19 protein-coding genes are annotated in these 19,981 nt (G+C 45.2%); 15 read left to right on the forward strand and 4 right to left on the reverse strand.

The features are described 5' to 3' along the window. Positions 1-26: 26 nt before the first annotated feature. The 6 genes from KNP96_RS07855 to KNP96_RS07880 all read left to right on the forward strand — a co-directional run bounded on the left by KNP96_RS07855 (position 27) and on the right by KNP96_RS07880 (position 5,553). The gene (locus KNP96_RS07855) at positions 27-1,379 is read left to right on the forward strand and encodes a DEAD/DEAH box helicase (protein WP_214769964.1); all 1,353 of its coding nucleotides are present in this window, start codon (positions 27-29) and stop codon (positions 1,377-1,379) included. 104 nt (positions 1,380-1,483) lie between these two features. Continuing rightward, the gene (locus KNP96_RS07860) at positions 1,484-2,383 is read left to right on the forward strand and encodes a deoxyribonuclease IV (protein ID WP_088836565.1); all 900 of its coding nucleotides are present in this window, start codon (positions 1,484-1,486) and stop codon (positions 2,381-2,383) included. A gap of 19 nt (positions 2,384-2,402) precedes the next feature. Further along, entirely contained in the window at positions 2,403-3,017 is a 615-nt protein-coding gene (locus KNP96_RS07865; protein ID WP_214769911.1) for a hypothetical protein, read from the forward strand. 127 nt (positions 3,018-3,144) lie between these two features. Further along, on the forward strand, positions 3,145-3,381 hold the full coding sequence (locus KNP96_RS07870; protein ID WP_029332956.1) for a FeoA family protein: 237 nt from the start codon (positions 3,145-3,147) through the stop codon (positions 3,379-3,381). Then, on the forward strand, positions 3,378-5,354 hold the full coding sequence (feoB, locus tag KNP96_RS07875; protein WP_214769913.1) for a ferrous iron transport protein B: 1,977 nt from the start codon (positions 3,378-3,380) through the stop codon (positions 5,352-5,354). Before KNP96_RS07870 ends, feoB begins: the two co-directional genes overlap by 4 nt. A 16-nt stretch (positions 5,355-5,370) precedes the next feature. Beyond that, a complete protein-coding gene (locus KNP96_RS07880; protein WP_088836568.1) occupies positions 5,371-5,553 on the forward strand; it encodes a FeoB-associated Cys-rich membrane protein in 183 nt (60 codons plus the stop codon). A gap of 54 nt (positions 5,554-5,607) precedes the next feature. Here the strand turns inward: KNP96_RS07880 and KNP96_RS07885 are convergent, their stop codons facing one another. From KNP96_RS07885 to KNP96_RS07895, 3 genes are all read right to left on the reverse strand, one after another. Beyond that, positions 5,608-5,781: a XapX domain-containing protein gene (locus tag KNP96_RS07885; RefSeq protein WP_014969827.1), complete on the reverse strand. Its 174-nt coding sequence runs from the start codon at positions 5,779-5,781 to the stop codon at positions 5,608-5,610. Positions 5,782-5,856: 75 nt separating this feature from the next. Continuing rightward, positions 5,857-8,016, reverse strand: a complete 2,160-nt coding sequence (locus KNP96_RS07890) for an RNA degradosome polyphosphate kinase (RefSeq protein ID WP_088836569.1) — start codon at positions 8,014-8,016, stop codon at positions 5,857-5,859. Then, a complete protein-coding gene (locus tag KNP96_RS07895) occupies positions 8,013-9,551 on the reverse strand; it encodes a Ppx/GppA phosphatase family protein (RefSeq protein WP_214769916.1) in 1,539 nt (512 codons plus the stop codon). Before KNP96_RS07895 ends, KNP96_RS07890 begins: the two co-directional genes overlap by 4 nt. Before the next feature lie 217 nt (positions 9,552-9,768). Here KNP96_RS07895 and KNP96_RS07900 point away from each other — a divergent pair, with 217 nt between their 5' ends. From KNP96_RS07900 to KNP96_RS07940, 9 genes are all read left to right on the forward strand, one after another. Then, positions 9,769-10,536 carry a metal ABC transporter ATP-binding protein gene (locus KNP96_RS07900; protein WP_214769919.1) on the forward strand — a complete coding sequence of 256 codons (768 nt, stop codon included), beginning with the start codon at positions 9,769-9,771 and terminating at the stop codon, positions 10,534-10,536. Then, positions 10,533-11,402, forward strand: a complete 870-nt coding sequence (locus tag KNP96_RS07905; RefSeq protein WP_029332962.1) for a metal ABC transporter permease — start codon at positions 10,533-10,535, stop codon at positions 11,400-11,402. The genes KNP96_RS07900 and KNP96_RS07905 overlap by 4 nt, the downstream gene beginning before the upstream one ends. Continuing rightward, positions 11,374-11,799 (forward strand): Fur family transcriptional regulator, encoded by a 426-nt coding sequence (locus KNP96_RS07910; RefSeq protein WP_029332963.1) that lies wholly within the window; start codon positions 11,374-11,376, stop codon positions 11,797-11,799. Before KNP96_RS07905 ends, KNP96_RS07910 begins: the two co-directional genes overlap by 29 nt. Before the next feature lie 185 nt (positions 11,800-11,984). Further along, positions 11,985-13,421: an NAD(P)H-hydrate dehydratase gene (locus tag KNP96_RS07915; protein ID WP_214769967.1), complete on the forward strand. Its 1,437-nt coding sequence runs from the start codon at positions 11,985-11,987 to the stop codon at positions 13,419-13,421. Positions 13,422-13,821: 400 nt separating this feature from the next. Beyond that, the gene (locus KNP96_RS07920; protein ID WP_088836572.1) at positions 13,822-14,208 is read left to right on the forward strand and encodes a GntR family transcriptional regulator; all 387 of its coding nucleotides are present in this window, start codon (positions 13,822-13,824) and stop codon (positions 14,206-14,208) included. Then, positions 14,201-14,881, forward strand: a complete 681-nt coding sequence (locus KNP96_RS07925) for an ATP-binding cassette domain-containing protein (RefSeq protein ID WP_088836573.1) — start codon at positions 14,201-14,203, stop codon at positions 14,879-14,881. The genes KNP96_RS07920 and KNP96_RS07925 overlap by 8 nt, the downstream gene beginning before the upstream one ends. Next, positions 14,878-15,699 (forward strand): ABC transporter permease, encoded by an 822-nt coding sequence (locus KNP96_RS07930; protein ID WP_214765411.1) that lies wholly within the window; start codon positions 14,878-14,880, stop codon positions 15,697-15,699. Before KNP96_RS07925 ends, KNP96_RS07930 begins: the two co-directional genes overlap by 4 nt. 12 nt (positions 15,700-15,711) lie before the next feature. Beyond that, positions 15,712-16,809 carry a hypothetical protein gene (locus tag KNP96_RS07935; RefSeq protein ID WP_214769922.1) on the forward strand — a complete coding sequence of 366 codons (1,098 nt, stop codon included), beginning with the start codon at positions 15,712-15,714 and terminating at the stop codon, positions 16,807-16,809. Positions 16,810-16,962: 153 nt separating this feature from the next. After that, complete coding sequence (locus tag KNP96_RS07940) at positions 16,963-18,807, forward strand: EAL domain-containing protein (protein WP_214769923.1); 1,845 nt, start codon at positions 16,963-16,965, stop codon at positions 18,805-18,807. A 12-nt stretch (positions 18,808-18,819) separates the two neighbouring features. Here KNP96_RS07940 and KNP96_RS07945 read toward each other — a convergent pair whose 3' ends face one another. Then, entirely contained in the window at positions 18,820-19,896 is a 1,077-nt protein-coding gene (locus tag KNP96_RS07945) for a GGDEF domain-containing protein (protein ID WP_353048325.1), read from the reverse strand. Between the last annotated feature and the right edge of the window lie 85 nt (positions 19,897-19,981).

Here is a 19,981-nt window from a genome sequence, read left to right on the forward strand (position 1 = left end):
AAGCAGGAGAAAGGAAGGTGACGAAGATGAATGGATTTACCCATTTTGATTTGCACCCGTTCGTCGTCGAAGCACTCGAAGACGCACGTATTAAAAAACCAACGGATATTCAATCACGGATTATTCCGGCTGCCCTTAAGGGTCGCGATATCATTGGTCAATCACAAACTGGAACAGGGAAGACCTTGTCATTCCTCTTACCGATGGTTCAAAACATCAATCCAGAATTACAAGAAATGCAAGCAATCATCGTTGCACCGACACGTGAATTAGCATGGCAAATCCACGAAGAATTAAAATCAATTCTCGTGAAGAACCCAGACTATATCAAAACGAGCCTCATCACAGGTGGGATGGATCGTGAACGTCAAATCGGGCGCGTCAAAGTTTCACCACAAATCGTCATCGGGACGCCAGGTCGCATTTTAGACCTCTTTAAAGAGCAAGCGTTAAAACCGCACTTCGTCAAAAACTATGTCATCGATGAAGCCGATCAGATGCTTGACATGGGCTTCTTACCAGAAGTGGACCGGATTGCCCAAGCACTTCCTGAGAAACTTCAGATGATGGTTTTCTCAGCGACGATTCCTGAGAAACTTCAACCGTTTCTCAAGAAGTATATGAACAACCCACGTTATGCACATGTTGATCCAAAACAACAGACGGCGAAAAAAATCGTCCATCATACGGTTCCCGTCAAGCACCGTGATCGTTCAGACTTAGCGTTGAAATTAGCGAAAGCACTCAACCCGTACATCTGTCTCGTCTTTACAAACACGAAAACAGAAGCGATTGAACTTGAAGCATCGTTCCTTGACGCAGGCTTAAATGTCGGTTCACTTCACGGTGACCTACCCGCACGACGCCGGAAACAAGCAATCAAAGAAATCAACGAAGCGAAATTCCAATACGTTATCGTAACGGATTTAGCAGCACGCGGCATCGATATTTCGGGTGTCTCACATGTCATCAACCACGGGATTCCGAAAGATCTTGATTTCTACGTGCACCGTGTCGGACGGACGGGTCGAGTCGACCAAGAAGGACTTGCGTACACGTTGTTTGAAGATCATGAGAATGGTTCAATCAACCGTCTTGAAGACCGTGGCATCGAATTCATCAATGTCGATGTCAAGAGTGGTCAAGTCAGCGAAGTCAAAGAGCGTCGTCGTGCGAAACCACACATGAAGACGGCTGTCTCGAAAACGGCACATAGCCGTTTATCAGGTGAAGCGGCTAAAGCGAAAAAACGCGTCAAACCTGGCTATAAAAAGAAACACCAGTATAAGTTAAAAGAAACAGCAAAACGTGAGCGGATTAAAGAACAGCGTGGCGTCGGACGTGCAGAACGTAAGGCGAATGCGAGTAAATCAAAATAAGTCACGTTTCCCTACGGATGAGAAGAAGCTTCTCGTCCTAGGGATTTTTTGTTTTTTTTCCGACGTTTGGTACACTGTAAGTAGAGCGAAAGGTGGAATAGAGGATGAAAATTGGTTCACACGTCTCCTTATCGGGGAAAAAGATGTTACTTGGTGCAAGTGAGGAAGCGGCGTCATATGGCGCGACAACGATGATGGTGTATACAGGAGCACCTCAAAATACACGAAGAAAACCGATTGAGGAATTACGGATTGCAGAAGGATTATTACACATGGAGGCAAATGGGATTGAAGAGATTGTCGTCCATGCCCCTTATATCATCAATCTTGGCAATACGACGAAACCGGAAACCTTTGAATTAGCCGTATCATTCTTGGCAGAAGAAATTCGACGCGCGGAAGCACTTGAAAAGGCGCAACATATCGTCTTACACCCTGGTGCCCATGTCGGTGCCGGTGAGGATATCGGAATTAAACGAATCATCGAAGGATTGAACGAAGTCTTATCTGGAAATGAAAAAGTAAAAATCGCACTCGAAACGATGGCAGGGAAAGGGTCTGAAATCGGGAAGACGTTTGAAGAATTGGCACAAATCATTGATGGGGTCACACACAACGACCGCTTGTCGATCTGCCTCGATACGTGTCACGTCCATGATGCAGGATATGACATCGTCCACGATTTAGACGGGGTACTCGAACGGTTTGACCGGGTCGTCGGTCTCGATCGCCTTGGTGTCATCCACGTTAATGACTCGAAAAACGTCCGTGGTGCGAAAAAAGACCGTCATGAAAACATCGGTTTTGGTGAAATTGGATTTGACACATTACATCGGATCGTCCATCATCAAGCGCTTGCTCATTTACCAAAAATTTTAGAGACACCGTATATCGGGCTTGATCCGAAAAAGAAAGTGGCACCCTATAAAGAAGAAATCGCGATGTTGCGGTCAGGGAACTTTGATGCAGAGTGGCGATTACCACTCATCGGAACATCCATTTAAACGAGAGAGGTGTAAGGACGTGTGCCATCTACTAGTCGTTGATGAATCAGATTTTGCTTTACGGCAGGCGGTCGTTCATTATTATGAAACGAAGGAACCCTTTTATTTACCAGCAGATTTAGAAGCGGGTGAAGAAGTTTTTTTAGCGACAAAAATGGGGATAATCGCTTATGCGGAAACGTTGTTCAGTGAATATACGACACGCCCATCTGATCCTCACTGGCGAGTAGAGGCAGACGGAGTCGAGCGGACATACGCGTGTCTTGATTTAATTAGCGTCGACTTACATCATCCGTTACTTGGCACACCACTTACAGATTTGAAGGTTGAATCGGGGATGGTTCAGGTGAGTGTTCGTCAACGCTTGGTCGAAGCGTGGCAGTACGGGTATTTCGAAACCGACGTTACGACGATTGAGGAAGCGAAGCAACGCAGGCAGGAGAAATTTCATGAGCGGAATCATATCGGTCAGTTAGCGGAAGCTTGCGAACATTGTGGACAAACAAACCAGTCCATTTTAGAGTGGCATCAGGAAAACAATCAGTTCCTGACGCTCTGTCCTTCATGCCATCGTTTAGCCCATCAAAGATCTGATTCCTTAATCGATGTTGCGGCAACCTCAGATGAACCGTAAGAAAGTTGATAGTGACAAGATGTTCACACATCGAATCACTACCAGCTTTTTTTATTGTAAAAAAACGTGTTATAATCAACAATGATAATTGTTATCAATGAAAAATGTATCAGATGGGGGAACCATAATGATTGATTTAGCAACGATTCCAATCAACAAACCCGTTGTTATGACCAACTTAAATAAAATCGAGGATCGATTACGAAGACGCTTACTCGCGCTTGGTTTTTATGAAGGTTGTCCAGTCGTCGTCAAGAGACGGGCGAGCTTTCAAGGTCCTTTGACAATAGAACAAAGAGATCATCATCAAATGATTGCGATTCGGCGCAGCGATGCAAAAAAGATTGAGGTGTATTCACCATGACGCAACGGATTGCTTTACTCGGTAACCCGAACACGGGGAAGACGTCATTATTTAACCGCTTGACCGGATCATATGCCCATGTCGGCAACTGGTCGGGGGTAACGGTTGATAAAAAAATCGGGAAATTACACGGTGGGCGGGGACAGCTAGTCGATTTGCCCGGCGTCTACGATTTGGACCCGCTATCGGCCGATGAAGCGGTCGTCGCCCGTTTTTTAATGGAAGAACAATTCGACGCCATGATTAATATCATCGATGCATCGCAGTTAGAGCGGAACTTGCAATTGACGGCACAGCTGCTTGAGATTGGAAAACCACTTCAAATTGGATTGAATATGATTGACGTCGCGACTAATCGGGGAACACAGATTGATGCGAGGGCACTCGCGACGGCACTTGGGGTAGAAATATTTCCGATTGTCGCTCGGACTGGAGACGGCTGTGATGTCTTATTAACATCACTCAAGACAGAAGCCGTTACTCCACTGCATATTGACTACGGAGAGGCAACGGAACAGGCGATTACAGAAATTATGGAACAAGCATTGCTGCAATTGAACGAACGCTGGATGGCTGTTCAATACTTGGCTGGGAATCGTGTTTTCGTCGAACACCTGGAGCGACGTTCGTCTTCAATTATCGAAATTCGAAAACAACTCGAAGCTCAACTCGGTCGTTTCATTCATGCCCACATTACAGAGTGTCGCCGAAACTGGGCAATCGCGATGCGAGCGAGTGCTGTCGTCGAGGAAAAGACGGATCAAAAATCGTGGACCGACCGGATTGATGCAGTCGTTACGCATCCGATTTTCGGGTTACCAATCTTTTTCGCCGTATTGTATGGATTATTTCATATCACGTTTAATTGGGTCGGCTCTCCGTTATCGGACCTCTTATCGGCCTTCATCGAAGGACCGCTCTCAGCAGGTGTTGTATGGATACTAAGTGCAATCGGGGCATCTGGATTCATTCAAGATTTATTAATTGATGGCGTCATTGCAGGGGTCGGTGGTGTATTAGTGTTTGTCCCGCAAATCTTCGTCTTGTTTTTCTTCATCTCGTTTCTCGAAGATTCAGGGTACATGGCCCGCGTCGCGATCGTCATGGACCGTTTCATGCAAATGGTTGGCTTGAACGGGAAAAGTTTTATTCCGATGATCATCGGCTTCGGCTGTAACGTTCCTGGTATCATGGCAGCACGTTCGGTCGAAGAAGAGCGGGAACGACTGGTGACGATTTTCATCTCACCGTTCATGTCTTGCTCGGCCCGACTGCCGATTTATGCCGTATTCGCCGGTAGCTTTTTTGCGAGTAATCAAGCATTGATTGTCTTATCACTTTATATTTTAGGAATCGTACTTGCGCTGATTGCGGCAAAAGTATTTTCAAAAATCCTAGCGGCCGAAGATGCGACAAGTCTCTTCATGGTCGAACAACCACCATACCGGGTACCGCAATGGTTGACGTTATGGCGGAGTACATGGCAAAAAGGAAAAGGGTTTGTTCGAAAAGCCGGTACGTTCATCTTTGGGGGATCAGTCGTCATTTGGTTGCTCGCTTATACGGGACCAGCTGGATTCGATGTCAATATGAATGATAGTTTTCTCGCGATGATTGGTGGAGTGATTGCAATGCTCCTCGTTCCAATCGGCTTTGGGACATGGCAGGCAGGTGCTGCCTTAATTACCGGATTTTTGGCGAAGGAAGTCGTTGTTTCAACGATGGCAATCATCTATGCCGTCAATGAATCAGAACTCGGTCGTCAGTTGTCAGGGCAGTTCACGCCACTCAGTGCCTATAGTTTCATGGCATTCGTATTACTGTATGTTCCGTGTCTCGCGACCGTCGCCGTCATTCGACGTGAAGTCGGAAGCGCGAAGCTGACGTGGGTTGCAAGTCTCTATGGATTGTTCGTCGCCTATGGTGTCTCCTTCGTCATTTATCAAACAGGGCTACTACTCGGTTTTTCATAAGCTTGGAGGGAATTACATGCATCTTGTCGATATTTTGATTGGATTGATAATCTTTGGATACGCAGGTTATTCTTTAGTTCGTTTTACGAAAAAGGCGAAAAAGGGAAAATGTGCGACGTGTGAAGTAGAACCAACGTGTAAAACAGCTTGTGATGATGTGAACTGGGATCATGTCATCGCCGAAGCATTGAAGAAATAAAAAAACGTTCGTCTCGTCCTAAAAAAGGGATGAGGCGAACGTTTTTTTGTTTCATTAAAACGGCCAACGATCGGCAACGAATAGAAATACTTTCATTCCGAGGAAGACACCAAAAATTCCGACGATTGCGGGGAAGACAGGTGGTGCCGGGATTGGTAATTTAAGAGCGGTAAAGACGACACCACAAATGATGCCGGCAAGTAGTGATAATAAAATTTGTTGTAGCATGAGTTCCAGTCCTTTCTTCATATAAAAAAACGCTTACACTTTCATTATATGAAGATGTCTGACGTTAAACAACATTTATTTTTGAGGTGATTGTGGCTCGAACGAGATTTTATCTTCCTTTCGTTCAATGGCAATCCATTTGTGTTCGAGTGGGTTTTCGAATGATGGTTTTGATTTTAATTTGTCGTTCGTATAATGTTGAATCAAGATTTGCGATTCACATGCTTGTTTACCACGCGTGACGTAAGCGTATTCTCCATCCGCCCCTTGTTCCCGTGCTTTGATATTGTCCGCCAGTGTCATCGCGAGGCAATCCTTCAAATACTCTTTATGATCTTCATCGATGATCGGGAATAAGATTTCAATGCGTTTGCGCATATTTCGTGTCATCCAGTCGGCACTCGAACAGTAAATCAGTTCTTCTCCGTTATGGTGGAAATAAAAGATTCGTGAGTGCTCCAAGTATCGATCGACGACAGACGTGACTCTGATGTTTTCTGAAACACCTTTTATTTGTGGACGGAGACAACAGACGCCACGGACAATCAGTTCGATGCGGACGCCGGCACGTGATGCTTGATAGAGCTTCGTGATGATTTCTTTTTCCGTCAAACTGTTCATCTTCGCGACGATTCGACCGTTGCCATGTTTTTTATGAAATTTGATTTCGTCATCAATCAATGATAAGAATTTTTCAAGCATCGAATTAGGGGACGTGTGGATCGCATTCCATTTCGGCTGTTCCCCGTATCCGGATAACCAGTTGAAGAAGTTTGTCGCATCTTCCGCTAATTGTTCGCGGACGGTCAATAGACCGATGTCGGTATAGAGTTTCGCCGTTGAATCGTTATAATTCCCCGTCCCGAGATGGACGAAGCGTTGAATTCGTCCTTCTTGAAGGCGGACGATCAAGGTGATCTTTGAGTGCGTCTTTAAGTCACTATACCCATAGATGACGTGAGCACCGACTTTTTCAAGTTGTTTTGCCCACTCGATGTTCTTCGCTTCGTCAAACCGGGCTTTCAGCTCGACGAGAACGGTAACCTGTTTCCCATTTTCGACGGCTGTCTTTAAAGCTTTAATGATAGGGGAATCCCCTGAGACACGGTAAAGCGTTTGTTTGATTGCGAGTACGTTCGGATCATTAGCTGCCTGACCAATCAGACGGACGATTGGATCGAACGTATGGTACGGGTGATGTAACAAATAATCGCGTTGTAAAATCTGATCGAATAAGTTTTTCGATTGTTCGAGCGCAGGTGGTTCGACTGGCATGATCGTTTGATAGATCAAGTGGTCGTACTCGACACCGATTTGACTATAAAAGGCGAAAGCGAACGTTAAATCGATTGGACCGTCGACGGCGAAAATATCGCGATCTTGTAAGTCGAGCACGTCGCGCAACATGTTGAGTAGTTCTGTATTGATGGCATTTTTTTGAATCTCGAGACGAATCCCTACCCCCCACCGGCGTTTTTTTAATTCCTTTTCAATCAGTTTTAAAATGTCATGTGTCCCTTCTTCATGAAACGGGAGGTCGGCATTTCGCGTGATGCGAAATGGCATCGCAGACAGGACACGATAACCTTTAAAGAGCGAATCGATGAAGGAGATAATGACATCTTCGAGTAAGATGACGGCCGTCGTCTCTTCATCGTCGACCGGTAAATCGACGAAACGCGGTAAGACGGCAGGGACTTGGACGAGCGCTAAGTTCCGCTTTGAACCATCCTCTGCTTCGAGTGCAGTCGCGATATTGAGCGACTTCGATGATAACATCGGAAAGGGGCGATAGGCATCGACTGCGACCGGTGTCAGTACAGGGAAAACTTGATCACGGAAAAACGCTTTCACATATTCGGACTGAACTTCGTTTAATTCCTCGTGCTTTAAAAAGAAAATCGACTCTTTCTTTAAAGCAGTACTAATTTCCTTGAATGCCTCATATTGCTGTTCGACGAGCTCTTTAGTTTTCGCGGCGATTGCGCGCAGTTGCTGCTTCGGCGTCAACTGCTGTTTGTTTTCCGGCTTGTTGAACCCGGCCAGGACCTCATCCTTTAATCCACCGACACGTACCATATAAAATTCGTCCAAGTTGGAGCTGAAGATTCCTAAAAACTTCAATCGTTCCATCAACGGATTTCGTGTATCTAAGACTTCTCCGAGCACACGTTCATTAAACTGGAGCCAACTGATTTCGCGATTATTAAAGTAGTCTGGAGAATCGAATTTCATGAAGTAAGACTTCCTTTCGTTTGCAGTTCAATCGACTGGTCGATGACGCGTTCGAGATGTTTCTTTTGTTTTTCGGCTTTTTCGACTTCAAATCCATAATCATGATCACCCGTATCGAGCGTCAGGAGCAGGGCCTCGTTTTCAATGTGCAGTTCGACACTGTCGACGGCGCGACGCTCCGTCACGTCGAGTGCATCGGCAAGCTTAAGAAGTGATCCAAGCAAATCGAACCGCTCGATTGATTTATCGGAAAACCAATCTTTAAATGGTTTCAAGAGTTGTTGCATCCGTTTTGACGATGAATAAGAGCTGACGAGCGCGAGCGCAAGCCGATCTTTATGCGTCATGCCTTTCAAGTCCGTATTCGTCAATAAATAAAAGGTCTGGTTCGACCGCGTATCTGGATTGATATACTGTCCGCAGTAAAGCAGACGACTCGCTGAATCAAGTAATCGTAAATCGGCGGCGCGTTCCGGAATGATGTCGAGTGAGACGAGTTGACGATATAGTGATTTAGCGAGCGTGCCGAGGTAATTCATCCGGTCGCGATTGACTTTATAATCACTTTCGAGTTGAAACAGACTTTCTTCGCGGACGTTTTCAACACGGCGTTGGTTACCTTCGTGTAAGTCGTACTCATAGACGAGTCCTTCGCGCAAACCGTAGTTACTCATCACGAATTGGTCGGCCTCGATATGTAACGCGAGTTCGTGAATCGCAATCAGGGCAGGTAGGAAGATATCGACTCGATCTTTTGATAACCCTTCAATTTTCCCAAGGTGTTTTGGTGACTTGTCTTCAAGCTCGTCAACGAGTTTTCCGAGTTCTTTTGTCCGGACTTGATATTGATGGATCCCGTGAAGTGGATAATCGAGAGTCGACTGATGGATGCGGACGAAGTTTCGGGCAGAACCACCAACACCGATCAACGGCAATTTTTTTTCTTTAAGCCAAGGAATTTCAGCGAACTGCTCTTTTAAGAATTTAATCAATTTCTTTTGTTCACTTGAGGTCATCGTCTCACCGGAGATGAACTGGCGTGTCAACGTGACGGCTCCGAACGGAAAACTGTGATAGGCGACCATCTCGCGATTTTCGATCAACGTCACTTCCATCGAACCGCCGCCGATATCGACGGAATAACCATCTGTCAAGAAGGTCGAGTTAATGATGGCGAAATAGCCATAGTAGGCTTCTTGCTCGTCGGATAGGATACGCATCGAAAATGGAGTCGTCTGGTCAACGGTCTCAACGATATCCTGGCGATTCGTGGCATTTCGAATGGCAGCTGTCGCGACGCAGAACGTTTCTTCGACGTTATGCGTCAAACCGATTTCATGAAACCGTTGGAGTGTGTCAGATAAGATGTCGATGCCCGCTTGATCGAGTGCTCCGTCTTGATCGATATGAGCGGATAGTCGAGCGACCACCTTCACGTTAATTTTTTCGATGTAGCGACCTGAATCGATTGGGTGGAAGATGACGTAACGGATCGAGTTCGATCCGATGTCGATGACTGCTAATTCGTTTTTCAAAGATATCCCGACTCCTTTCACATATAGTAAACTGTTCCCGAAACGATACGGTGAGAAACGGGAGTGTATCTTTCTTTATTGTACCTTGTGACTAACTGAAAAAACGATAACGTTTAAAAAAGTTACATCAGTTGCGTCAGTCAGGGAGCGGGGCTATAATGGAAAAGTTGATAAGACGTAATTATTCCGTTTTAAAAAACGGAAGGAGTGAAGACAAATGAATGAACCGATTATTGAGATTAATCAAGTAACGTACGATTACCCGGATCGCCGTGTATTGAACAATGTGTCATTCACAGTTGAGCAAGGACAATTTCTCGCCATCGTTGGCGAAAATGGATCCGGGAAGTCGACGTTAATTAAATGTATGCTTGGGCTGTTGAATCCGAAAGGATCGATTCGCCTGTTCGGACAAAATCAGTCGAATTTCAATGACTGGTGGCGGATCAGTTATGTCTCGCAAAAGGCGGCTTCGTTTAACTCCGGTTTTCCTGTGACGGTCGCTGAAGTCGTCGAAATGGGGCTGTACGCGAAAAAAGGGTTATTTCGCCGTGTAACGAAACACGATCGTGAAAAAGTGAAAACGGCGCTTGAGACAGTCGGTATGTGGGAGCGGCGCGACTCGAAGGTCGGTGATTTATCGGGGGGGCAACAACAACGCGTCTTTATCGCGCGTGCACTCGTCAATGATCCGGACTTGATGATTCTCGATGAACCGACAGTCGGTGTCGACCAGCGGTATGTCAAAGAATTTTATGAAATTTTAGAAGAACTACGACGTGATAAGAAGCGGACGTTTGTCCTCGTCACCCATGATATTCATTTTGTCAGTAAGCTCGTCACGGACGTCATTCATCTCGTGGACGGACGTCTTGGTTGCAACTGTGGTATTAAGGAATACTGGGAACTTGATGAGCAGACGATTCGTTCGCTTTACCCGGTACCGGGACGCGTGCTTATCCATGAAGGGGAGGGCGTCCAGTGATTGAAGCCTTTATGACATTAAAATTTTTACAGTACGCACTCGTCGCAGCAGTCTTGATTGGGTTTACGGCCCCGTTGATTGGGTCGTTCGTCGTCGTACGCCGGATGAGTCTCATCGCCGATGCCTTGTCTCACGTCACACTTGCTGGAATTGCACTCAGTCTGTTGATTTCAGGAATGGTCGCAAGTTTATCCGGTTTGAACCCTCTTTACTTAGGGATTGTGACGGCCGTCATCGCGGCGTTGACGATTGACTGGTTGCGCGCGAAATATAAACATTTTCAAGAACTTGCGATTCCGATCATCATGGCGACCGGGATGGGACTTGGGGCAATTTTTATCAGCTTGGCGAATGGATTTTCAATGGACTTAGTGTCCTTTTTGTTCGGAACGGTCTCGGCTGTCACATTGACGGATGTCTATACCATTTTAATCGTGACGGGAATCGTTATCTTGTTCGTCATCGCTTTTTATAAGGAATTACTTTTTTTATCCTTTGATGAAGAACAGGCGCGTGTCTCGGGTATTCGTTTACGTCTTGTGCATATCTTATTTATGATTGTCGTAGCGCTCGTCATTGCAATCAGTATGCGCGTCGTCGGCATTTTACTCGTCTCTAGTTTAATCACATTACCCGTCGCAGCGGCGCTTCGTTTTGCAAAAAGTTTCAAGACGACGATTTTGTTTGCGATCATCTTTGGTGAAGTCGCGACGGTCGCCGGGTTGATTCTTGCCTATCAATTCGATTTAGCACCTGGCGGAATGATTGTCATGCTTGCTGTTGCTGAACTCATCATCGTGATGTTAGTGGAACGATTTTGGATTGGAGGAAAAACGCATGCAGAAACAGATCGAACAAGCGCGTGAACAAATGAAAGCTTCCGGATTCAAAGCGACGCCAAAGCGGCTTGATTTACTGGCGTATCTCTTTGAAGCGAACCGGTATGTCAGTGCTCGAGAAATCGCGGAAGAATTACGAACCTCTCATCCGTCGCTAAGTTACGATACGATTTACCGTAACTTAAACGACTTTGCGGAAATCAATATTTTAGAAACGACGGAACTCGACGGTGAAATGAAATATCGTGCTGCTTGTCAGTCGGGACAACATCATCATCATTTAATTTGTCGCGCTTGTGGAAAGACGCAAACGCTGAACGTGTGCCCGATGGAATTAATGTCACCAATCAAAGCGTCTGGTTTTGAGGTTGAAGATCATAAGTTTGAAATCTATGGTCGGTGTGCCGATTGCCAATCTGTCTGACTCAGAATAACTTCTTCTAGAGGATCATATGAGGATGAAGGGGAACAAGTTGATTTTGAACAAAACAATCAAGAAAAAGGGATTGCCATACTTAAGTGGGCAATCCCTTTTTTGGTTTCAGGATCGACTGCCTTTGTTGCATAGTTCGGTGGAAAACGGGAATAGGACGAACAGAGGTGATTGGAATGATCTATGATGCAAATGAAGCAAGACAAATTGATGAATGGGCACGGACGTCGGGGCTGCCGGTCGAAGTGCTGATGGAACGGGCCGGGCAACATGTCGCGGCCGAGATGAAGCAACGGCATACCAAGACGGACCGAATTTTAATCATTTGTGGGACAGGCAACAATGGAGGGGATGGATACGTCATCGCCCGTGAGCTGATTCGAGACGACTATGACGTGACGGTCCAAGCTCCGCTTGGTCCAACCAAGACGGAGACGGCACGGCTCCATGAAACGTATGCTGAAAAATTTGGTGTCGTCGCAGAGCCACCTTGTGGACAATATGATGTGATTATCGATGCGCTCTTCGGAACAGGGTTTGATCCGAAACGAATCAATGAGGTGACGGAAAAAACCTTTGACTTGGTGAAAGAACAGCGTCAGCAAGGAGCAATCGTTTATGCGATCGATGTACCAAGCGGAGTACCGTCTGATGCGGCAACCGATTTTTCTTTGGAAGCGGTTCAAGCGATGCAGACGTTTTGCCTCCACGCCTATAAACGGTCCGCCTTTTTACTGAAGACCGCACCGTTTTATGGAGATGTCGAGCTCGTCGATATCGGATTACCGAACGCAGCGGAATGGGAACTGTTCGAGGAACCGATCGACAGTTTGTTTGAACGGCAACACGATGGACATAAAGGGACCTATGGCACGGCACTTTTGATTGGCGGAAGCGAGACGATGCCGGGTTCGATTCAACTCGCGGCACGGGCGGCTTTACGAACCGGTGTCGGAAAGTTACAGGTCGCAACAGTCGATTCAGCAAAAATTGGATTATTAATCAACGCGCCGGAAGCGATGGTGCTCAATCAGACGACGGAAACGATTCAAGCGATGCTTGATCAAGTGACGGCTGTCGGAATCGGACCGGGACTGACTTCGGATAAAGTAGCGGACTGGATTGAACTGGCTTTTACTAAAGATATTCCCGTTGTCCTCGATGCGGCGGCACTGATTCGCGAAGAGTATCCAGAACGGCGAGCCCCAATCGTTGTAACCCCACATATCGGTGAGTTTGCCCGAATGACGAACAAAGCGGTCGCAGACATTCAAGATGATTTATTTGGAGCAGCGTCGGACTATGCGATGCTCCATCAAGTGACGGTTGTTTTGAAATTGCATGTCATTTTGGTCGCTAAACCGGACGGGGGAGGATACGTCATTTCCGGGGCATCGAGTGGACTTGCAAAAGGCGGCAGCGGCGATACGCTATTTGGCTTGATAACCAGTCTGCTCGCCCAACGTGACTACCACGATCAAGGATCGGTTGAGCATTTAATCGCCATGGGAGTCGCTTGGTATGCACGGGCTTCTAAGCGGATCGAACAACGCATCCATCCAAGTAGTATCGTTGCGACGGATTTGATTGATGAATTGGCACGACGAATCTAACCTTTTCTTAGCGTAGACAAAGTGATAGTGGGAGATAAAAGTGTCTATCTTTTTCGATGCGTTCTTCGGGCGAGACGGACAAAAACGTACTTTTCCCGTAGGAGTCAATGAAAACGAAGCCTTTCAAACTGTGACGCAGTGAAAGACAAGTCATGCAAAGATTTAGAGCGCGTAGCGTCTGAATCGATTCCAAAGCGGAATGTTGCCGCTTTGAATACGAGTCAAGACAGGGAAGCGCGACATGCCTTCATACCCATCCGACTCCTCAAGTTTGTTTACACCCTAAAATCACTTCGAAAAAGAAGTGATTTTTTTTATTGACCCGTGACTGTATTACAAGTATCATACAGTCATAAGGTGTATTAGTGTTTTAATACAGTATAACGATGGAGGTGGCAACATGCCGATGCAATTCGATCAACGGAGTCCTGTCTACCTACAAGTCATCCGGTGGTTTAAAGAACGAATCGCGACGGAAGAGTTGAAACGTGGTCAGGAGATTCCTTCACGACGCGAAATCGCTGCTCAACTAGGAATCAATCCGAACACCGCTCAAAAAGCATATAAGGAAATGGAGGAACAACACTTGATTACGACTGAACGAAATGTCCCGAGTAAAATTACGATGGATCCGGAAGTTGTCTCGAAGGTCCGGGCGGAATTGTTAAATGAAGCAGTCGAACAGTTTGTGCATTCAATCCAGGCGATTCAAGTCCCGCTTGATGAAGTCGTCATGAAAATCGAACACCTATACGAAACGAAAGAACGGGGGAAAATCGATGCTTGAGGTACATGGTCTAAAAAAACGCTTTGGACGAAAACGTCCCGTTTTGAACGGTGTATCGTTTTCTGTCAAACCGGATACGTTAACGTGTTTAATCGGTTTAAACGGGGAAGGGAAATCGACGATTCTTAAAGGCATCGTCGGTCTGATTCCGATGGACGCCGGCAGTATCATCGTCGACGGGACGACGTCGCGCGAAAAAATCGCTTTTGTGCCGGACGTCCAGACGATGCCGAGCTATATGACCATCGGGGATGCGCTTACATACATGAACGATTATTATCCGGACTGGAACGAGCAGACGGCAGATGAATTGATGGCGACGTTCAAACTGCTGTCGACGGATAAAATTAATGAGCTCTCAAAAGGAAATCAGGCAAAGGTCAATTTATTACTCGGTTTTGCCCTCGATCGGCCGTATCTGTTGCTGGACGAACCGTTTGCCGGGATTGATTTGTTTACGAAAGAACAGATTGCCTGGATTTTTTCGAGTCATTATATGGAAGGGCGCGGCATCTTGATGACGACGCATGAAATCGTCGAAGTCGAGCATTTGATTGACCGTGTGATTTTTTTACAGGACGGACAAATCATTGATGAACACGATACGGAAGAAATGCGGGAAATTCACGGGAAATCCGTCCAAGACCGGATGCGGGAGGTGTATCAGCGATGAAAAAGTATTTGATGTTAACGAATGAAGAAATCAAACGGAGCAGTAAATTGTATTTAATCGTAGTCGGTGCATTAATCGTGCTTGAACTACTGTCAGTCGTCGTCAAGACGATGTTATACGAACGAAGCATCGAAACGTTCATGCGGATGAACCAAGCCTCCGAACTCGAAGCGGTCAATTCGTATGGAAAATTTTCTTTTGCGGCAGCGACCTCGATTTTTGATTACATCATGATGATTGGTGTCGCATATATCTTAGTACTCGCCTTGCAAATTTGGTACCGTGAATGGATTGGGGAATCAAAACATATCTATCGACTCTTACTTTTACCGGGCAGTCGGGTGTCAATCTACTTTGCGAAGCTGACGACGGTCCTGCTCGTGACGGTGAGTTTAATCGGTTTGCAGTGGCTGACGGTTATCGCAAGTTACGGTCTGTTTGATTGGTTGTTACCAGAATCACATAAATTACCAACCGGTCTTATTAAAGATGGGAGTCTGTTGCAAGTGTTTTATTCGATGAATATCGAGGATGTCTTCATCTTATTGATGATGTCCTGTGCCGTCATCAATCTGTTGTTTTTCATCGTCCTGATTGAGCGGTCGTTCCGAAAATCACGGGCGATGATCCAGCTGATAGCCGAAGCGATGATTTTAATCCTGCCATTCGGACTCGTGATGTATATCACAGAAGGTCCACTGTCCGGTTTATTGTTAAGAGTAGAATACGTGACGTTGTATCTTGTCTTATTATCAATCGGCTTCTTTTATGTCGGCTTTAGAAGCATTCGCTTAGTCCAAAACAAACTATCCGTTTAAGGGGGGAACATGATGCGACGCTTTCAATACTTAGTAATGTTACTCGTTATATGTCTAGTGAGTTTGACGAGTTATTACGGTTACACGGCAACAATTCAAACGGCAGACTACACTGTCGAGCACATAACAGGAGACGTAAAGGGAACGAACCTTGCGAAACTGCATCTGATTCTGCAGTCGACAGCGAAAGGTAAAAACGTCTATTCCGATGTATCGTTAGATGGGACAGTCAAAAAAAATGGCGACAATTATCTTGAAGGAATATTTGGGAACAGAGAGTTTAACCCGATTCTAAAAACAGACGCCAAGGATTTTTTACGGGCGGATGAAACGCTCAGTGAAGATGACGACTACCTGTACGGGATCCGTACGGCTGAACAAGAACTGGAATTAAAGATGTGGGATAAACAGACGAAACGGCTGACGGAAATGACGCTCCCGTTTCCGTCTACCGTCAAGACAGGGTATGGCACAGGCAGCGTACGCGTCATCGACCGGATGGACAAGACACTTTATATCCAAGTCGATGCGTACAGAAAAAATCACGAGACCAATCAATTGATGCAAGTGGACTATCAACAGAAAAAAATCAAGCCAATCCGACTCGCTTCACCGGCAATCAAAAAGAACGAATTCAGAAACTACTTAACGGCCGGGCCGGATCGCGTCATCTATGTGCAACAATTCATTGATGAAAATAACGATTCGGAAATTCAGGAAACGTATCTTGAAGATGACGGGAAACACGTCCGACCAATCGAGAAGTTAAATAAAACGAATCAATCCTTCGTTGCGATGGGCAACGGCGAACGATTGATCGCTTATAATGAAAATGAAGAAACAAACGAACTGCAATGGACCGTCTATGACACTGCAACGAAGCAAGTGACAAAGGATGCAATCAAGCTTGAAGCGGCGGAGAAAAAGATGGAATCGATTAACGAAGCATTTGCAGACAACCAGTTTTATTTCGTCTCCAAGATGAACGCGTCTGATTATCAAATTCGTGTCGTCGATATCTTGTCAGGGGACGTCATCTATGTCGGACAGATTCGCGATAAAAATCAAGTGAAGTCAAGCGCCATCATCACCAGCTTTTTTGGATATTAAATCAAATCAGACATGTTCAGCTGTGTAAAAACAGAAGAACATGTCTTTTTAAGTAAAAAATTGACACATAACGTAAGACAGGAGTATCATCAAGCGATGTCGAATAAAAAAATGACTACCTCAATGACAATCGGAAATGAAAGGAGGAGACGTATGCCGCTTAGCACGACGACTGATACCACTATCGCACAACAACACTGGATGGGAAATTTTGCGTTGTTCATGATGACAGCAGGAGCTTTGATTTTTTTAGGGACGACGGATGATGTATTACAAAATGCGTATCTTAATCGATCAACGATCATCATACTGCTTTTAGTGATCGGGATAACGACGTTTATCATTAGTCGAAGTCATATCGCGTCAAAATATCAATCGCATCTCCTCTCCATCATGTTACTGATTGTGCCGATCATCTCGATTAATTTGTTACCATATGCTGCCGTCACAGCTTGGGCAAGTTGTTTTTTATTTTTAATGATTGCCTTGATCTCGTACAACCGGATTGTGATGTGGTATACGATTGTCGTCGTACTAGCGACGAATCTGCTTATCATGTTCAATACAACGGCGACTATGGTGGAAATCGACTCTTCAGATCATGTCGCACGGCTCGGGATGGTTACGATTGGAATTTGCATTGCGCTAATCATCAATCATTTACATATACGAAATTTAAGTCAATTGCACTCGCTTGCTAATCAACTTGATGAGGCCGCAAAACGTGATCCGCAAACAGAATTATTGAATATGCGTGGATTAGAAGATTTTTTTGATGATGCTAACCGTCAACATTTACTGCTCATCGGTATTCACCTTGAGAATTATTATGAATTGGCACGCTATTTTGGAGAAGACATACAAGCTCGTGTCTTGTTTGAATGTATCGAACGACTCCAATCATTACTTCCACCTTACTTAGCACTTGTGCGGATTGAAGGAGGGACGCTTGCTGTCGTCATGGAAAAACCTGAAGGTGTTTCCTGTCATGATGAGATGGAGTTACTTAGTCAAAAAATGTCTGCGCCCTATCAGATCGACCTCCATCAAATTTATGTCAATCTGTATATCGTAATTGATGACGGCGATACGTTGCAAAAAAGTTGGATGAAACGAGTTCAACAAGTGAATTCTGCGCTACAAGAATCCGTTCAAAATGATAAAAAAGTCATGTGTATCGATCAAACATGGCGCTGTGAACAAACATTACGTGTCGAAGCTGCGCGCGCCTTATCACTTGCTGAAGTCAATCGAGATTTTTATTTAGTCTATCAGCTACAGTACGATTCGAATCAACAGACCTTTGTTGGACTTGAAGCACTCGTTCGCTGGAAAACGGAGTTGTCTAAAGCGAATCAACCATCCGTCTTCATCCCGATTGCTGAAAAAAGTGACTTAATCATTCGTCTAGGCGAATGGATTTTTGAAGAAGGCTGTAAGACAAGAAAACGATTGATCGGTCTTGTGCCAGAGAATTTTACGGTATCAGTGAATGTGTCACCACGCCAATTGACGAACGAATCGTTCATGCCCTTTATTGAACGGATGCTACTTAAGTATTCGCTTAAACCGCAACAAATCAAAATCGAGATTACGGAAAGTCAGTCGCTCGATTTTGAGAGCCAGCCGATTCTTCGGGCATTACGGCGGATAAAAACACTTGATTTTCCAGTGTCGTTAGATGACTTTGGAACAGGTCATGCCTCTTACCATGTATTGGAACGGTTGTTACCTTTGCGCCAATTAAAAATACCGAAACAGTTCATTGAACAAATTGAAGAATCAGCAAAACGCCAGTCCATCCTTGAATCGATTTTCCAATTGACACGTTCGATGAATGTCGAGTGTATCGTCGAAGGGGTAGAGACAGGAGAAGAAGTTCAAATTGCGAAAGATATTGGGATTCATCTTTTTCAAGGTTACTTTTTTGCAAAACCAGTTTCGCTAACAGATATCATTCTTTTATTAGAAAGCAAAAATAAGGAAGCGATGGATTAAGTCCATGCTTCCTTATTTATCGTATAACATGAACTGGTTACGGCCGTTGTCTTTTGCAGCATAGAGCGCGGTGTCCGCTTGTTTAAAAACGATTCCGGCTGCCTGATTTTTCGCGTAGGCGACACCGGCAGAAACAGTAATCGTCAAGGCGTGGTCTTGCATGACGAACGGTGTATCGGTGACGGATTGAACGAGTTGTCTTGCGAGTCGCGTCGGTGAAACCGTAAATGTATTCGGAATGACGACGATAAACTCTTCGCCACCATAGCGGCCGACCGTGATACTATCCGGGCACTCCTGTGTTAGTAAAACGGAGAAGTGGCGTAATACAGCATCTCCGACAGCATGACCATATTGATCATTGACTGCCTTAAAGTGGTCAAGATCGAAGATGATCACACCCCAAGGTGCCTTCGCTTCTACAAGAGCCTGTACTTTTTCCATGATAACGTGACGGTTCGCGAGGCGCGTCAGTTCATCGGTCGAAGCCAAATAGGACTGGTACGCGTAAAGAACGAAGTGTCCTTGTAACATATATGAAAGATGATAAAAAAGAATCGAGGCGCCAATTGTGATTAAGAAATACGGCAAAAAAATCGTCTGCCATGCATGAGGATGTGAAGGGCCGAGCAACATGCGTAAGAGAACCAAGGTAGAGCCTATCGTTACAATTACAGTGAAGAGTCGCCCTTTATGTTTGATGAGTTGAGCACAGAGGATGATAAGCACGGTAAATCCGGTCAGCATCACTAGAGAATTTTGTAAGGCACTAACGGATTCACCCCCACTGATGAGGACACGATACAGCAGTAAAATAATTCCTGTCGTCACAATGCTGACTGGCCCCCCGTATAGAGCGGATAGAGCGAGCGGCAGCAGTCGTAAATCAATCAATGATCCATTGATTGAGATGGAGTTATGCATCAGTAAAATGCCGGTTAAACCATTTGCTAAACCAAAATACAAGCGCGTTGAACGCTTGGAGTCATACTGGATCGGGAGTCGATTTCGCATCAAATAAAATGTGACAGATAGTATTAAAAATATAATGCATATGTTCGTGAAAAAAATATTCAACGTCGATAACATAAAAAAATCCTTTCAGCTAATAGAAGATGACTCGAGACAAAACGTAACGAATTCATGATAATTGTACGATAACGTAAACGGATTA

The organism is Exiguobacterium sp. s133 (assembly GCF_018618595.1).
Lineage (GTDB): Bacteria > Bacillota > Bacilli > Exiguobacteriales > Exiguobacteriaceae > Exiguobacterium_A > Exiguobacterium_A oxidotolerans.

Excerpts from the sequence above, each read along its gene's own strand:
- KNP96_RS07855 (WP_214769964.1), top strand. The coding sequence starts at position 27 with ATGAATGGATTTACCCATTTTGATTTGCACCCGTTCGTCGTCGAAGCA.
- KNP96_RS07860 (WP_088836565.1), top strand. The coding sequence starts at position 1,484 with ATGAAAATTGGTTCACACGTCTCCTTATCGGGGAAAAAGATGTTACTT.
- KNP96_RS07870 (WP_029332956.1), top strand. The coding sequence starts at position 3,145 with ATGATTGATTTAGCAACGATTCCAATCAACAAACCCGTTGTTATGACC.
- feoB (WP_214769913.1), top strand. The coding sequence starts at position 3,378 with ATGACGCAACGGATTGCTTTACTCGGTAACCCGAACACGGGGAAGACG.
- KNP96_RS07880 (WP_088836568.1), top strand. The coding sequence starts at position 5,371 with ATGCATCTTGTCGATATTTTGATTGGATTGATAATCTTTGGATACGCA.
- KNP96_RS07885 (WP_014969827.1), bottom strand. The coding sequence starts at position 5,781 with ATGCTACAACAAATTTTATTATCACTACTTGCCGGCATCATTTGTGGT.
- KNP96_RS07890 (WP_088836569.1), bottom strand. The coding sequence starts at position 8,016 with ATGAAATTCGATTCTCCAGACTACTTTAATAATCGCGAAATCAGTTGG.
- KNP96_RS07900 (WP_214769919.1), top strand. The coding sequence starts at position 9,769 with ATGAATGAACCGATTATTGAGATTAATCAAGTAACGTACGATTACCCG.
- KNP96_RS07910 (WP_029332963.1), top strand. The coding sequence starts at position 11,374 with ATGCAGAAACAGATCGAACAAGCGCGTGAACAAATGAAAGCTTCCGGA.
- KNP96_RS07915 (WP_214769967.1), top strand. The coding sequence starts at position 11,985 with ATGATCTATGATGCAAATGAAGCAAGACAAATTGATGAATGGGCACGG.
- KNP96_RS07920 (WP_088836572.1), top strand. The coding sequence starts at position 13,822 with ATGCCGATGCAATTCGATCAACGGAGTCCTGTCTACCTACAAGTCATC.
- KNP96_RS07925 (WP_088836573.1), top strand. The coding sequence starts at position 14,201 with ATGCTTGAGGTACATGGTCTAAAAAAACGCTTTGGACGAAAACGTCCC.
- KNP96_RS07930 (WP_214765411.1), top strand. The coding sequence starts at position 14,878 with ATGAAAAAGTATTTGATGTTAACGAATGAAGAAATCAAACGGAGCAGT.
- KNP96_RS07935 (WP_214769922.1), top strand. The coding sequence starts at position 15,712 with ATGCGACGCTTTCAATACTTAGTAATGTTACTCGTTATATGTCTAGTG.
- KNP96_RS07940 (WP_214769923.1), top strand. The coding sequence starts at position 16,963 with ATGCCGCTTAGCACGACGACTGATACCACTATCGCACAACAACACTGG.
- KNP96_RS07945 (WP_353048325.1), bottom strand. The coding sequence starts at position 19,896 with ATGTTATCGACGTTGAATATTTTTTTCACGAACATATGCATTATATTT.